The organism is bacterium (assembly GCA_036524115.1).
Classification (GTDB): domain Bacteria; phylum JAUVQV01; class JAUVQV01; order JAUVQV01; family DATDCY01; genus DATDCY01.
In genome coordinates this window covers 1-13,635 of record DATDCY010000292.1, presented here as the reverse complement: position 1 = coordinate 13,635, position 13,635 = coordinate 1, and the positions used below count along the sequence as shown (strand labels likewise).

Below are 13,635 nucleotides of genomic sequence, written 5' to 3'. Positions count from 1 at the left end.
CGCTCAAACGGCTGCAGATGCAAGGAGCCTGACGATCCGGCGACCGAGGCGGGCTGGTGCCCGCCGCAGGGAGGATCTCGCCCACTCGACAGGCTCGCGGGCGCAAGGTGAGCGCCGCCGCAGGTGCGGCCGTTTCAGTGCCCGGCGCCGGTGGATTTGCGCAGGACGCGCTGGTCGCCGACGCGGATCGTCAGCCCCGTGCGGTCGAAGTGCTCGAGCAGCGGCACGGAGTACTTGCGCGAGACGCCGCTGATGTCCTTGAACTCCTGCATGCCCAGCTTCGCCCCGCCCTTGAGGAACTCGACCACCTTCGCCCGCAGGGGCGCCAGGTGGTCCTCGTGGATGAGGATCTCCTCGGTGACCTTGACCAGGCGCTTGCCGGCGACGAGCAGGCCCACCGCCTCCCGCACCGCCCGCGGGTCGAGGCGCAGCTCCTGGGCGACCGCCTCGAGCGCGGGCGTCTGGAGGCCGGCGCGCACGAAGAGCGCCTCGACCTTGCCCCGCACCTCCTCCTGCTCGACGCGCAGCCGCACGCGGTGCGTCGCCAGGCGCACCAGGTCCTGCTCGACGGCGACCGCGCCGCCCCTGGCCAGGCGCTCGAGCAGCGCGGCGAAGACGCGGGGCGCGGCGGCGGGGAACTTCGACTTGAGCTCCTCCTTCGGCAGGCCGGGCTTGAGCGGCTCGGCGGCATGGAACGCGGCGAGGAGGGCCGAGACGCGCTGCGCGAACTGCCCGGCGACGTCGTGGTGGACCCAGAGCGGGGGCGAGCCGGGGATCTCGAGCAGCGTCCCCTGCTTCACGAGCTGCGCGAGCACGTTGTTCATGGCGCCGGCGTCGAGGTTGATGCGGCGGGCCAGCTCCTCGCGCGCCGCCCCGGCGAGGCCGGTCTCGAGCGCCAGCAGCGGCGCGGCCTGCGCGGGGTCGGCGCCCGCCATCGTCGCCACGTGCTCGAGCGCGGTGGCCGAGAACTGCCGGTGCTTGCCGGGCTGCGTGTCGACGAGCTCGCCGCCGCCGAGCGTCATCACCGGCGAGTAGCCGCGGATGACGAAGCGGTCGCGGGGCAGCGCGACGCCCGGCGACTCGAGGCGGAACTGCACCATGGCCTCGTCGCCGGGAGCCAGCTCGGCGCGGCCGAGGAGAACCACCCGCGCCAGGATCTCGCTCGTGCCCAGGTGCAGCCGCACGCGCGTGCGGTTCGGCAGGGGCCTCGCGGCGCTCTTGAGGTAGCTCAGGCGCGCGTCCATCAGGTACGAGGGCTCGAGCAGGCCCGGCTTCGTCAGCACGGCGCCGCGCTCGATCGCGCCTTTCTCGACACCCTGGAGGTTGATGGCCGTGCGCTGGCCGGCGCGCGCCGTCTCGACGGCGGCGCCGTAGACCTGGAGCCCGCGGATGCGGCTCTCGATGCGCGCGGGCAGCACCTCGACCGCGTCGCCGACGTCGAGCCGCCCCGCGATCAGCGTGCCGGTGACCACCGTGCCGAAGCCCTTCATCGTGAAGACGCGGTCGATCGGCAGCCGCGGCAGGCCGGTGGATGCGCGCGGGGGCACCTGCCCGAGCATCGCGGCGATGGCCGCGCGCAGCTCGGGGATGCCGGCGCCGGTGGTCGACGAGACGGGGACCAGCGGCGCGCCCTCGAGGAACGAGCCGGCCAGGTGCGCCGTCACGTCCTGGCGCACCATCTCCAGCCAGTCGGGCTCGACGAGGTCGGCCTTGGTGAGCACGACGATGCCCTTGCGCACCCCCAGCAGGCGGCAGATGTCGAGGTGCTCGCGGGTCTGGGGCATGATCCCCTCGTCGGCCGCGATGACCAGCAGGACGAGGTCGATCCCCGCGGCGCCCGCCACCATGTGGTGCACGAACTTCTCGTGACCGGGTACGTCGACGATGCCGACAGGCGGCAGGCCGGGCAGGTCCAGGTGGGCGAAGCCCAGCTCGATCGTGATGCCGCGCTCCTTCTCCTCCTTGAGACGGTCGGTGTCGATGCCTGTCAGGGCGCGGACCAGCGTGGTCTTGCCGTGATCGATGTGGCCGGCGGTGCCGATGATCAGGTGGCTCACGCGGTCCCCAGCCCGCGGACGGCGGCGGCGATGGCGGCGGCCAGATCGGGGACCTCGCCGTCGGCGACGGTGCGCAGGTCCAGGAGCAGCCGCCCCTCCTGCAGGCGGCCGATCACCGGCGCCGGCGCGCGCCGCAGCGCTTCCTCGAGCCGGTGCGCCGGGCGCTCGGCCGTGCCGAGGGCGAGGGCGGCGGAGGCGAGCGGCTCGACGGGCAGGGCGCCGCCGCCGACCTGGGAGGTGCTCGGGACGACTTTCGCATTCCACGCGGCGCGGACGTCCGCGGGCAGCCGGCGCAGGACGCGCCGGGCGCGGGCGCGGACGTCGGCGGACGTCTCGGCGATCATGCGGACCGTGGGGATGCGCGCGGTGCCGCGGTCACCCTCGAGATAGAGCCTGAGCGTCGCCTCGAGCGCCGCGAGCGTGAGCTTGTCGATGCGCATCGCGCGGTGCAGCGGATTCCTGCGCACGCGCTCGATCAGCTCGCGGCGGCCCACGATCAGCCCGGCCTGCGGCCCGCCGAGGAGCTTGTCGCCGCTGAAGGTCACGAGGTCCGCGCCCGCCGCGACCGCGTCCTGCACGGTCGGCTCGCCCGGGAGACCGTGTGCGGAGAGGTCCAGGAGGCTGCCGCTGCCGAGGTCGTCCATGACGGGCACCCCCGCCGCGCGCCCGATGGCGACCAGCTCCGGCAACTCGACGGCGGCGGTGAAGCCGACGACGCGGAAGTTGCTGGTGTGCACGCGCAGGAGCAGGGCGGTCGCGGCCGTGATCGCGTCGCGGTAGTCGGCGGCCCGCGTCTTGTTGGTCGTGCCCACCTCGCGCAGGAGGGCCCCGCTCTTGCGCATGACGTCCGGGATGCGGAACGAGCCGCCGATCTCGACGAGCTGGCCGCGCGAAACCACGACCTCGCGCCCGTCGGCGAGCGTGTTCAGGCAGAGAAAGACGGCGGCGGCGTTGTTGTTGACCGCGAGGGCAGCCTCCGCCCCCGTGAGCCGGCGCAGCAGGTCCTCGCAGTGGTCCTGGCGGGAGCCGCGTTCCCCGTCGGCGAGGGTGTACTCGAGGTTGGAGTAGCCGCGGGCGGCGCGCTCGACCTGGGCGAGCGCCTCGGGCGCCAGCGGCGAGCGGCCGAGGTTCGTGTGCACGATGATGCCCGTGGCGTTGATCAGCGGGCGCAGGTGCGGCAGGCCGCGCGCGGGGAGCAGCGCGACGAGGAGGGCGGCGATGCGCTCGCGGCCCCCGCCGGGGTCGTCCTCGGGGCGCGCGCAGGCGCCGACCTCGTCCCGCCGGCGGTCGAGGACCTCGCGGATGGAGTCGAGCAGCGCCCAGCGGGGGAGGGCGGCGGACGCGGCGGCGACCTCGGGCCAGGCGAGCACGTCGTCGACCTTCGGTATCCCGCGGTACAGCCGCTGTCTCCAGGGTTCCATGGCGCCGCCTTTCCGGTGTGGGCGGGATGCATTCTCCGCAGGCCGCGGGGAGCGTGTCAAGAGTTTGTTCTTGACATCTTCTATCGGAATGCTACTTTAGCGCTCCATGAGGCGGCTTACGGAAAGATCGCGATGGGTCGTGGTCGCGGCTGCGGCGCTGGTCGTGCTCTGGTGCGCGCGGCCCTCGATCTCGGCGGCGTTCAAGAACGTCCAGGTTGCGCAGAGCCCGCCGCCCTTCACCCTCAAGGACGTCTCCGGCAAGGAGTGGAAGAGCGGCGAGATCTACGGGAAGGGCGCGACGGCGATCATCTTCTGGGCCACCTGGAGCCCGCGGTCGGCCGAGGTGATTCGCGACCTGGAGGCGCTGCGGACCAAGATCGGCCCGGAGAAGATCTCGATCGTGACCGTCAACTGCGAGCACCCGGCCATCTCGGCGGCGGACCGCGACGCCATCGCGGCCGCCGTGAAGCAGCTGGGTGCCAGCGGCCCGGCGCTCGTCGACGACGGGCTCGTCGCGTTCAACGACTACGGGGCGATGGCGCTGCCCTCGACGCTCGTCATCGGCGCCGACGGGAAGGTCGGCTACACGCTCGCGGGGTACCCGACGACGCTCCGCGAAGAGCTCGCCGACGCGGTGCGCAAGGCCGCCGGTGTCCCCACCGAGGCTGAACTGCGGCCGGTCCAGGAGTACGTCCCGAAGAACCACGCGCTCATGTACTACAACCTGGGGCGCCAGCTCGCGGGCAAGGGCCAGGACGAGAAGGCCGAGGCCCAGTTCCTGACCGCGATCGAGAAGGATCCGGACTTCAAGAAGCCGCGGGTCGAGCTGGGGCTGCTCTACAAGCGCACGGGGCGGACCGACCTGGCGCTGTCGCAGTTCGAGCGCGCCAAGCAGATCGATCCGAAGGACCCGGAGGCGCTCTACCAGGTCGCGGTGGTGAGCCTGCACGCGGCGAAGTTCCCGGAGTCGCAGACGCTCTTCGTGGAGTTGGCCACGGAATTCCCGGAGCGCGAGGAACTGGCGCTCGGCGCGGCGCTGGCCGCGAAGTACCAGGGCAAGGACGAGGAGTACCGCAAGGGCCGCGAGGCCGCCGCAAAGCTCTACCCGGCGGAGCCGCGCTACATCTTCGAGATGGGCGAGGTCGCGGAGTCGCAGAAGGACCTGCCCGTCGCCGCCGAGCTCTACCGCCGCGCCCTCGAGGCCGGCCTCAAGAAGAACCGCTGAGCCGCCCGGCCGCCTCCGCGGCCGACCCGAATCCCGCCGTTCCCATGTCTCTGGCCCGTGGCGACGTGGACGGGCAGGCCAATGCGCGAGGCGGCGAGCCCGCTCCCTCCGGTCGTGGGTTTCCGCGGCCTACCGGCGAAGGGGCCGGGGGCTCGCGGGCTGTAACTCGCCCTGCGGGCTCAAACAACAGCCCGCGTCCCTGCGGGACCGCCCTCGTCCCGTCCGCCGGTTTCACGGCCGCTCCACTCTATCTCCCTTCGGGAGCGGGCCCGCCGCCTCGCCGAAGCCGAGGCCCCGCCCCGGCTCTGGAACAGGCCGACCTCGTCACAGGGCCACGGCCCGGGGGCGCCTGTGAGCGGTCATAATGCGCCGGCCGCTTGCTGTGGCCGCTGAGTGTGGCCGGCGCATTGACAGTCGAGCGGCTGATGAGTGCTCTCGCGGACTGAATGGCGCAGGGCGAGACGGAAGGGAACAGGCGCCGCCGGGTCGTGGCCCGGCATTGACCACGGTGGCGTGTGCAGAGACAAGAAACCCCGCCCGAGGTCGCCCCCGGGCGGGGTGTGGTCCGCGGACCGCGCCTTACGCGATCTTGAAGACCAGGATCAGCGCCACGACGAGGCCGTAGATGACCAGCGACTCGATCATGGCGAGACCGATGATCATGGGCGTGACGATCTTGCCCGCGGCGCCCGGGTTGCGGGCGATCCCCTCGAGCGCGGACGCGACCGCCTTGCCCTGACCGAGGCCGCCGCCGATGGCCGCGAGGCCGATGGCGAGACCGGCGCCGATCGCGATGGCGAAGAACTTCATGAAGCCCTCGCCGCCGCCGGCCGCCGCCCCGTGTTCCTGGGCGGCGGCGATCGCCGGCGCGAACGCCAGCGACAGGCCGACCAGGCTCATCCAGATTCTCTTGCTCATGTGCATGTTCCTCCTTTCCTGTACCGTGTTGTGTGCGTATGCCTTCCGCGCGCCTAGTGGGACTCCGCGATGGCGCCGGAGATGTAGCTCATCGTGAGCAGGATGAAGACGTAGGTCTGGACGACCGCGACGAAGATGCCCAGCAGGATGATGATGATCGGCACGAGGGCGGCGATCGGCGTGGCCCAGATGAACGCCTTGCTCAGGCCGATCATCATGCCGACGAAGACCATGAGGTTCATGTGGTCGCCGAACATGTTGCCGAAGAGACGCAGCGTCAGCGAGAGCGGGCGGGCGAGGTGGCCGATGATCTCGATGGGGATCATCAGCGGCGCCAGCCAGGGCGTCGGGCCGACGAAGTGCTTGAGGTAGGCCATGCCGTGGGCCTTGAAGCCGTAGTAGTGCGTCAGCAGGAAGACGCAGGCCGCGCAGGCGAAGTTCGTGTTGACGTTGTCGGTCGGGGGCACCAGGCCCGGGATCACGCCGATCAGGTTCGAGAAGAGGATCCAGAGCGCGAGTGTCCCGACGAGGTAGATGAAGCGGTGCCCGTGGTGGCCGAGGCTCTCCTCGCAGAGCTTCTCGATCGTGCCGTAGGCCGTCTCGAAGAAGTTGACGAGCGTCAACCGCGGCGCGGGGACGATGTCCAGGGTGGGGTCCGCCAGCCGCCGGCCGGCGAGGATGGCGAGCAGCGAGAGCACGGTGAACACCAGTGCCCCGTGCACCACGTGCACCGGGACCGCGTTGATGCCGGGGATGATGGCAACCCATTCGAAACTCTGCATGGTCTTCTCTAGGCCTCCTTGCGACGGGGTTCGGCGGCGCAGCGGAGCGACTCCCGCAGCAGGGCCGGGAGCACGACGCTGGCGCCCGCGAGCAGGGCGAGCGGGTCGGCGATGCGGAACTTGAGCGCGGCGGCGACGACGGCCGCGGTCACGGCGTACTTGCCGAGGTACAGCGCGTAGCGCAGGCGCGGCAGCGAGCGCTCGCCGGAGGAAACGAGCGCCCGCGCGAAGCGCACGAGCCAGCGGTAGTTGAGCACCGCGAGGAGGACGCCGACGGCGACGCCGGCCGTCACCGCCGCCGAGCGCAGCAGCAGGCTGGCGGCGAGCAGCAGGGCGCCGAGGGCCCAGGCGGTGCGCTCGATGCGGTCGGCGGGCTCCGCGGTCACAGGCGCTCCTCCTCCTTGGCCGCCTTGCGGGCGGCGCGCAGCACGTTGCGGAACCCGGCGACGATGCCGAAGCCCGTGAAGACCACGAGGCACCACGGCCTGGTGTCGAACGTGCGGTCGAGGAACCAGCCGATCCCCATGCCGACCACCAGCGCGGCGCCCATCTCGATGCCGATGGCGCTGTAGGACAGGTACTGCGCCCACGAGGCGCGCCCGCCGCCGTTGGTTGCCACCGCCGCGATCACAGGCCCGTGAGCACCCGGCGCTGGATCTCGAGCGTGCGGTCCAGCTGGGCGGTGGTGTGCGCGAGCGAGACGAACGCCGCCTCGAACTGCGAGGGGGCGAGATAGACGCCGCGGCGGAGCATCCCCTGAAAGTAGCGGGCGTACTTCTTCGCGTCGGCCGCCTTGGCGGAGGCGTAGTCGACGACGGGTTTCCCGCAGAAGAAGAGGCACGAGAGCGAGCCGACGCGGTTCTGGACGGCCGCCCTGATGCCGGCCTTCTTGAGGTTGGCCGCGGTGCCGGCCGCCAGGTACGCGCCCTTGGCCTCCAGGCGCCGGTAGACGCCGGGCTTGCGCAGCAGCGAGAGCGTCGCGATCCCGGCCGCCATGGCGAGCGGGTTCCCCGAGAGCGTCCCCGCCTGGTAGACCGGCCCGGAGGGGGCGACCATCTCCATCAGGTCGCGCCGGCCGCCGTAGGCCCCGACGGGGAGGCCGCCGCCGATGATCTTGCCGAGGCAGGTCAGGTCGGGCTTGACGCCGAAGTACTCCTGCGCGCCCCCGTAGGCCACGCGGAAGCCGGTGATGACCTCGTCGAAGATGAGCAGGGCGCCCGCCTCGGCGGTCGCCTCGCGCAGTCCCTCGAGGAAGCCGGGCTGCGGCAGGAAGACGCCGGCGTTCGCGGCCACCGGCTCGATGATGACCGCGGCGACCTTGCCCTTGCGCGCGCGCAGCAGGCGGCGCACCGCACCGAGGTCGTTGTACGGCACGTTCAGCGTGTGCCGCGCCAGGTCGGCGGGGACGCCCGGGCTGTCGGGCATGCCGAGGGTCAGGACGCCCGAGCCGGCCTTGACGAGCATCTGGTCCGAGTGCCCGTGGTAGCACCCCTCGAACTTGATGATGTCGTCGCGGCCCGTCGCCGCGCGCGCGAGGCGGACGGCGCTCATCACCGCCTCGGTCCCGGAGCTGACCATGCGGACCATCTCGACCGAGGGGAAGGCCTCGCGGACCATCTCCGCGAGGGTGATCTCCGCCTCGGTCGATGCGCCATACGAGGTGCCGAGCTTCGCGGCGCGCTGCACCGCGGCCACGACGTCGGGGTGCGCGTGCCCGACGATCATCGGGCCCCAGGAGCCGACGTAGTCGATGTAGGTCTTGCCGTCGGCGTCCGTCACGGTGGCGCCCCTGGCCCTGCTGATGAAGACGGGGTGCCCCCCCACGGAGCGGAACGCCCGGACGGGGCTGTTGACGCCGCCAGGCATGAGCCGCTGCGCCCGGCGGAAGAGCTGCGCTGATCGCTTCATGTCGAGTCCGCACCTCCGGCGCCCCGGCGTGGGGCGCAAATTCTGCCCTGAATACCATGGCATCGGGGCATTGTCAACAAAGCGCACAAGCGCGACGGCAGCGGTTGCATCGGTGCACGAAACCGGGTACACTTCGCGTTCGTTTTTCCGTGGGAGGCTGTGCGGCAACCGCTAAGGAGGGATGGCGCGCCGATGATGCGCTTCATACGCACCAACGCCGTGTTCGTGCTGGTCGTCGTGATCTTCATCGTGGCCGTGTTCATCGGCACGATCTTCCTCGTCTGGGGGCGGGGGAGCATGAGCTCCTCGGACTCCGAGCGCTCGGTCGCGGCGTGGGTCGGCAAGGCCGAGATCCCCTACGCCGAGTTCATCAAGACGCACGACAGCCGCCTGGAGTTCTACCGCCGCTTCTACCCGAACGTCGGCACGGCCGAGCTGGAGAAGCGGTTCAAGATCCGCAAGGGCGCGCTGGACGCGGCGATCGGGCGGCGGCTGCTCCTGGACGAGGCGAAGCGGCTGGGCCTGGCGGCGAGCGACGAGGAGGTCGGCAAGAAGATCCGCGAGACGGCGGCCTTCCAGGACAACGGCGTCTTCGACCCGAAGAAGTACCGCGAGGTCCTCGCCGGCTCCGCGATCGCGCCGGCGGGGTACGAGGAGGACGTGCGCGGCGAGCTGCTCGCCGCCAAGGTGCGCACCATCGTGCAGGACGCCGTGCGCGTGTCCGAGGCCGAGGCCTTCCAGGAGTACCGGCGCGACAAGGAGAAGGTGCGCCTCTCGCTCGTGATCCTGCCGCCTCCCGCGCCAACATCTGGCGGCACGGTGGCGGCCGATCGTCTGCGCACGGTCTACGACGCCGACCCGGCGAAGTACACGCTGCCCGAGCGCGCGCAGTTCGCCTGCGCCGCGGTGCTCGCGAAGGATGTGCCCCCGCCGCCGCCGGCCGCCGAGGACCAGCTGCGCCGGTACTTCGAGGAGAACGCGGCCGAGTTCAAGGTGGAGAAGGGCGTGCGCGCGCGCCACATTCTCTTCAGGCTCGCCAAGGACGCCCCCGCCGACGAGGAGAAGAAGGTGCGCGAGCGTGCCGAGTTCGTGCTCGGGAAGGCGAAGAAGGGGGCGGACTTCGCCTCCCTCGCCAAGGAGTTCTCGCAGGACTCCTCCGGGCCGGCGGGCGGCGAGCTGGGGTGGTTCGGTCCCGGCCAGATGGTGCCGGAGTTCGAGAAGGCTGCCTTCGCCCTCGGCAAAGGCCAGGTGAGCGACCTGGTGCGCACGCAGTTCGGCTTCCACATCATCAAGGTCGAGGAGGTGCGCGAGGCCGGCTCGCCGACGTTCGAGCAGGCGCGGGCCCAGGTGGCCGGGCGCGTCGCGGCCGAGGCGCTGCGCGCCGCGGTGGCCGAGCGCGTCGAGAAGATCAACGAGGCGCTCGCGCAGGGCGAGTTCGACGCCGTCGCCGCGAAGTTCGGGCTGGCGGTCCAGACCACGGGCCTGGTGCCCCGCGAGGGCCCGCTGCCGGGGCCGGCGGCGCGCCCCGAGGTGGCCGACACGCTGTTCGCCATGAACGAGGGCGAGGTCAGCGAGTTCGTGCGCGCGGGCGAGGACTACTGGATCTACAAGATGGTTGCCAAGCGCGCGTCCTCCGTGCCGGGCTTCGAGGAGGCGCGGGCGCAGGTCGAGCGCGAGGTGCTCGCCGAGGAGGCGCAGCAGCGGGCGCTCGGCGAGGCACGTCTGCGGCTGGAGGAGCTGCGCCGCGGCGAGAAGCCGGAGGCGCTCGCCGCGCGGCTCAAGGGAGAGGCGCGGGACACGGCGTTCTTCACCCAGCGGGAGTTCGTGAGCGAGGCGGGTCTCAAGGGCGAGCAGTTCGCCGGCGCGTTCGACCTGGAGCCGGGGGCGTTCGGCGGCCCGGTGGCGGCGCCCGACGGCCGGATCGTGGTCTACCGGGTGGCGGCCAAGCTGCCGGCGACCCGCGAGGCGTTCGCGGCCGAGAAGGCCGCGGTGATCGACAAGCTGCGCACCGCCAAGAAGGACCGGGTCTTCGAGGCCTGGCTCGAGGACCTGCGGCGGGCCCGCTCGGTGAAGATCAACACCGGCCTGGTCGGCACCCTCTAGGCGGCGGGGGCGGCGGCATGAAGCTCTTCCTGGACACCGCGAACGTCGGCCAGATCCGCGAGGCGGTCCGCTGGGGCGTCGTCGACGGGGTGACGACCAACCCCTCGCTCGTCGCCAAGGAGGGCCGGCCGTTCCACGAGGCGGTGCGCGAGATCTGCGGCATCGTCGACGGGCCGGTCAGCGCCGAGGCGACGGCGATGGACGCGGCCGGGATCGTCGCCGAGGGGCGCGAACTGGCGAAACTGCACGACCGCGTCGTGGTCAAGGTGCCGGTGATGACCGAGGGGCTGGCGGCGACGCGGGCGCTGGCCGCCGAGGGGATTCGCGTCAACATGACGCTGGTCTTCTCGCCCGCGCAGGTGCTGCTGGCGGCCAAGGCGGGCGCGGCCTACATCAGCCCCTTCGTCGGACGGCTCGACGACATCGGCCACACCGGGATGGAGATGGTCGAGCAGTCGCTCGAGATCCTGCGCAACTACGACTTCGACGCCGAGGTCATCGTCGCCAGCGTGCGCTCGCCGCTGCACGTGGTGCAGGCCGCGACCATCGGCGCGCACATCGCGACCGTGCCGTTCGCCGTCATCGAGCAGCTGGCGCGCCACCCGCTGACGGACGTGGGCATCGAGAAGTTCCTGGCCGACGCCCGCAAGATCCCGCCCGCGGGACGCTGAAGGGCCGGCGTGCCGATCTTCGAGTTCCGCTGCGGGCGCTGCCGCCACGAGTTCGAGAAGCTCGTGACCGGCGCGACCGTGCCCGCGTGCCCGGAGTGCGGGAGCAAGCGGGTGGAGAAGAAGTTCTCCGTGTTCGGCTCCAAGAGCGGGGGGAAGTTCACGTCCTCGAAGGGCGGCAGCGGCTGCACGTCCTGCGCCAAGTCCTCCTGCAGTTCCTGTCACTAGCTCGCCGGCAGGCACCTGCTTGACTGCGCCGGCGGTTGCAGATATTATTTCCTTTCTTCACATGGAGATACGAGGAGGAACGAGGCGATGAAAGAGGGAATCCACCCCGCGTACGACGAGATCTCGGTCACCTGTGCGTGCGGCGAGGTCATCCGCACCCGGTCGACGAAGCCGAGCTACAAGGTCGATATCTGCTCGAAATGCCACCCGTTCTTCACCGGCAAGCAGAAGCTCATCGACGCCGCCGGCCGCGTTGACCGCTTCCGCAAGAAGTACGGGCAGAAGAAAGAGACGGCGAAGGCCTAGCCTCCGCTCGCGTGAGGGTCCGGAGGGGGTGGTGCGCACGGTGCCGGGCGGCGGGGCACCTGCGGTGACCGGACCGGGCATGCGCGTCGTGCTCCTGCGGCGCACGGCCGAGCCGGAGACCGCCGTCGCCCTTGCCGCGCGCCTCTGCTACTCCCCCGACCGGATCGACCAGCTCGAGCACGGCGTCGACGCCTCCTCGGCCGCGGCGCTCATCCGGCGGATCGTCGGGCTCGGCCACCACTCGGTCCTCGAGCACGCCGTGTTCAGCTTCGGCATCGAGGGCATCTCCCGGGCGGCGAGCCACCAGCTCGTCCGGCACCGCCTCGCCTCCTACTCCCAGCAGAGCCAGCGTTACGTCGCCGCGCGCGAAGACTTCGAGCACGTGGTCCCGCCGGCGATCGCGGAGCGTCCGGAGCTGGCGCGCGCCTACGCGCGGCTGATGCGCGCGTGCGGCACGGCCTACCGTGAGCTGCTCGAGGCCGGGGTTCCCGCCGAGGACGCGCGCTTCGTGCTGCCGAACGCTGCCGCGACGCGCCTCATCGTCACCATGAACGCGCGGGAGCTGCGCCACTTCTTCCAGATGCGCTGCTGCCGGCGCGCGCAGTGGGAGATCCGCGAGCTGGCCGAGCGCATGCTCGGGCTGGCCCGCGCGGCCGCGCCCGTGCTCTTCGAAGGCAGCGGCCCCCGGTGCGTCATTGGACCGTGCCCCGAGGGGAAGATGACCTGCGGGCGCCTCAAGGACGTCCGCGCGGCCTATCGCGGCTGGGCGGCGGGCGCGGAGCGGCCGTTGCTGTCGGAGCCCCGCGCGGCGCAAGGGAGGCGCGGTGTTCACTAAGCTGGCCGAGGTCGAGCGGCGCTTCGAGGAGATCGACGCGTTGCTGGCGGACCCGGCGGTGCTCGCCGACCGGCAGCGCTACCGCGAGTTGATGATCGAGCGCGGCGGGCTGGCGCCGATCGTCGAGAAGTTCCGCGAGCACCAGGCGGTGCGCACGCGTCGCGAGGAGAGCCGCGCCCTGCTCGAGGAGGGGGACGCGGAACTGCGCGCCCTGGCCCAGGAGGAGCTGGCCGAGCTGGCGGGTCGGCTCGAGGAGATCGAGCGCGAGCTGCGCGTGCTGCTGACGCCGCGCGACCCCAACGACGACAAGAACGTGTTTCTCGAGATCCGGGGCGGCACCGGCGGCGACGAGGCGGCGCTCTTCGCAGCGGAGCTCTTCCGCATGTACACGCGCTACGCCGAGGGGCGCCGCTGGCGGATCGAGATCATGAGCCAGACCGCGACCGGCATCGGCGGGCTCAAGGAGGTCATCGCGCTCGTCGAGGGCCGGGGCGCCTACAGCCTGCTCAAGTACGAGGCCGGCGTGCACCGCGTCCAGCGCGTCCCCGTGACCGAGGCCAGCGGCCGGATCCACACCTCCGCGGTGACCGTGGCCGTCCTGCCCGAGGCCGAGGAGGTCGAGGTCGAGATCAAGCCGGAGGAGCTGCGCATCGACGTCTTCCGGTCCTCGGGGCCGGGCGGGCAGAGCGTCAACACGACGGACTCGGCGGTGCGCATCACGCACCTGCCGACCGGGCTCGTCGTCTCCTGCCAGGACGAGAAGTCCCAGCACAAGAACAAGGCCAAGGGCCTGCGCATCCTGCGCGCGCGCCTCAAGGACCGCATGGAGGAGGAGGCCGCCGCCAGGCGCGCCTCCGAGCGCAAGGGCATGGTCGGCACCGGCGACCGCAGCGAGCGCATCCGCACCTACAACTTCCCGCAGAACCGCGTGACCGATCACCGCATCGGCCTCACCATCCACCGCCTCGAGTCCTTCCTCGAGGGCGACATCCAGGAGATGATCGACGCGCTGACCTCGCACTACCAGGCGGCGGCGCTCAGCGGGGGAGGGGCGTGACGGCGGTCGTCGGCGAGGCCCTCGCGGCCGGCAGCTCGCGGCTCGCGGCCGCGGGGATCGGCACGCCGGAGCTCGACGCGCGGCTGCTGCTCGAGCGCGCCAGCGGCCTGGCCGCGGCGTCGCTGCT

General features: G+C 71.8%; 13 protein-coding genes and 1 pseudogene. 7 read left to right on the top strand and 7 right to left on the bottom strand.

Annotation, left to right across the window (positions count from 1 at the left end):
* Positions 1-134 precede the first annotated feature (134 nt).
* Both selB and selA read right to left on the bottom strand, forming a co-directional pair.
* A complete protein-coding gene (gene selB / locus VI078_13930; GenBank protein ID HEY6000382.1) occupies positions 135-2,057 on the bottom strand; it encodes a selenocysteine-specific translation elongation factor in 1,923 nt (640 codons plus the stop codon).
* Positions 2,054-3,478 carry an L-seryl-tRNA(Sec) selenium transferase gene (gene selA / locus VI078_13925; protein ID HEY6000381.1) on the bottom strand — a complete coding sequence of 475 codons (1,425 nt, stop codon included), beginning with the start codon at positions 3,476-3,478 and terminating at the stop codon, positions 2,054-2,056. Before selA ends, selB begins: the two co-directional genes overlap by 4 nt.
* Before the next feature lie 139 nt (positions 3,479-3,617).
* Between selA and VI078_13920 the strand changes: the two genes are divergently transcribed.
* Complete coding sequence (locus VI078_13920; protein HEY6000380.1) at positions 3,618-4,703, top strand: redoxin domain-containing protein; 1,086 nt, start codon at positions 3,618-3,620, stop codon at positions 4,701-4,703.
* 579 nt (positions 4,704-5,282) lie between these two features.
* On the opposite strand, the gene atpE is transcribed toward VI078_13920, so the two are convergent.
* Genes atpE through hemL form a run of 5 tightly spaced genes read right to left on the bottom strand, consistent with a single transcriptional unit; the run spans position 5,283 to position 8,311 of the window.
* Positions 5,283-5,621 carry an ATP synthase F0 subunit C gene (gene atpE / locus VI078_13915; GenBank protein HEY6000379.1) on the bottom strand — a complete coding sequence of 113 codons (339 nt, stop codon included), beginning with the start codon at positions 5,619-5,621 and terminating at the stop codon, positions 5,283-5,285.
* A 53-nt stretch (positions 5,622-5,674) separates the two neighbouring features.
* Positions 5,675-6,403: a F0F1 ATP synthase subunit A gene (atpB, locus tag VI078_13910; GenBank protein ID HEY6000378.1), complete on the bottom strand. Its 729-nt coding sequence runs from the start codon at positions 6,401-6,403 to the stop codon at positions 5,675-5,677.
* 8 nt (positions 6,404-6,411) lie between these two features.
* On the bottom strand, positions 6,412-6,789 hold the full coding sequence (locus VI078_13905) for an ATP synthase subunit I (GenBank protein ID HEY6000377.1): 378 nt from the start codon (positions 6,787-6,789) through the stop codon (positions 6,412-6,414).
* Entirely contained in the window at positions 6,786-7,022 is a 237-nt protein-coding gene (locus VI078_13900) for an AtpZ/AtpI family protein (GenBank protein ID HEY6000376.1), read from the bottom strand. The genes VI078_13905 and VI078_13900 overlap by 4 nt, the downstream gene beginning before the upstream one ends.
* 8 nt (positions 7,023-7,030) lie before the next feature.
* Positions 7,031-8,311 (bottom strand): glutamate-1-semialdehyde 2,1-aminomutase, encoded by a 1,281-nt coding sequence (gene hemL / locus VI078_13895; GenBank protein HEY6000375.1) that lies wholly within the window; start codon positions 8,309-8,311, stop codon positions 7,031-7,033.
* A gap of 192 nt (positions 8,312-8,503) precedes the next feature.
* Between hemL and VI078_13890 the strand changes: the two genes are divergently transcribed.
* From VI078_13890 to prfA, 6 genes and pseudogenes are all read left to right on the top strand, one after another.
* Positions 8,504-10,414, top strand: coding sequence for a peptidyl-prolyl cis-trans isomerase (locus VI078_13890; GenBank protein HEY6000374.1), 1,911 nt, complete (start codon positions 8,504-8,506; stop codon positions 10,412-10,414).
* Positions 10,415-10,431: 17 nt separating this feature from the next.
* Positions 10,432-11,085, top strand: a complete 654-nt coding sequence (gene fsa / locus VI078_13885) for a fructose-6-phosphate aldolase (GenBank protein ID HEY6000373.1) — start codon at positions 10,432-10,434, stop codon at positions 11,083-11,085.
* A gap of 9 nt (positions 11,086-11,094) precedes the next feature.
* The gene (locus tag VI078_13880; protein HEY6000372.1) at positions 11,095-11,310 is read left to right on the top strand and encodes a zinc ribbon domain-containing protein; all 216 of its coding nucleotides are present in this window, start codon (positions 11,095-11,097) and stop codon (positions 11,308-11,310) included.
* An 87-nt stretch (positions 11,311-11,397) separates the two neighbouring features.
* Positions 11,398-11,616, top strand: coding sequence for a 50S ribosomal protein L31 (gene rpmE / locus VI078_13875; GenBank protein HEY6000371.1), 219 nt, complete (start codon positions 11,398-11,400; stop codon positions 11,614-11,616).
* 79 nt (positions 11,617-11,695) lie between these two features.
* Positions 11,696-12,376 (top strand): annotated as a pseudogene (gene thyX / locus VI078_13870) (FAD-dependent thymidylate synthase).
* Positions 12,377-12,440: 64 nt separating this feature from the next.
* Positions 12,441-13,508 (top strand): peptide chain release factor 1, encoded by a 1,068-nt coding sequence (prfA, locus tag VI078_13865; GenBank protein HEY6000370.1) that lies wholly within the window; start codon positions 12,441-12,443, stop codon positions 13,506-13,508.
* Positions 13,509-13,635 lie beyond the last annotated feature (127 nt).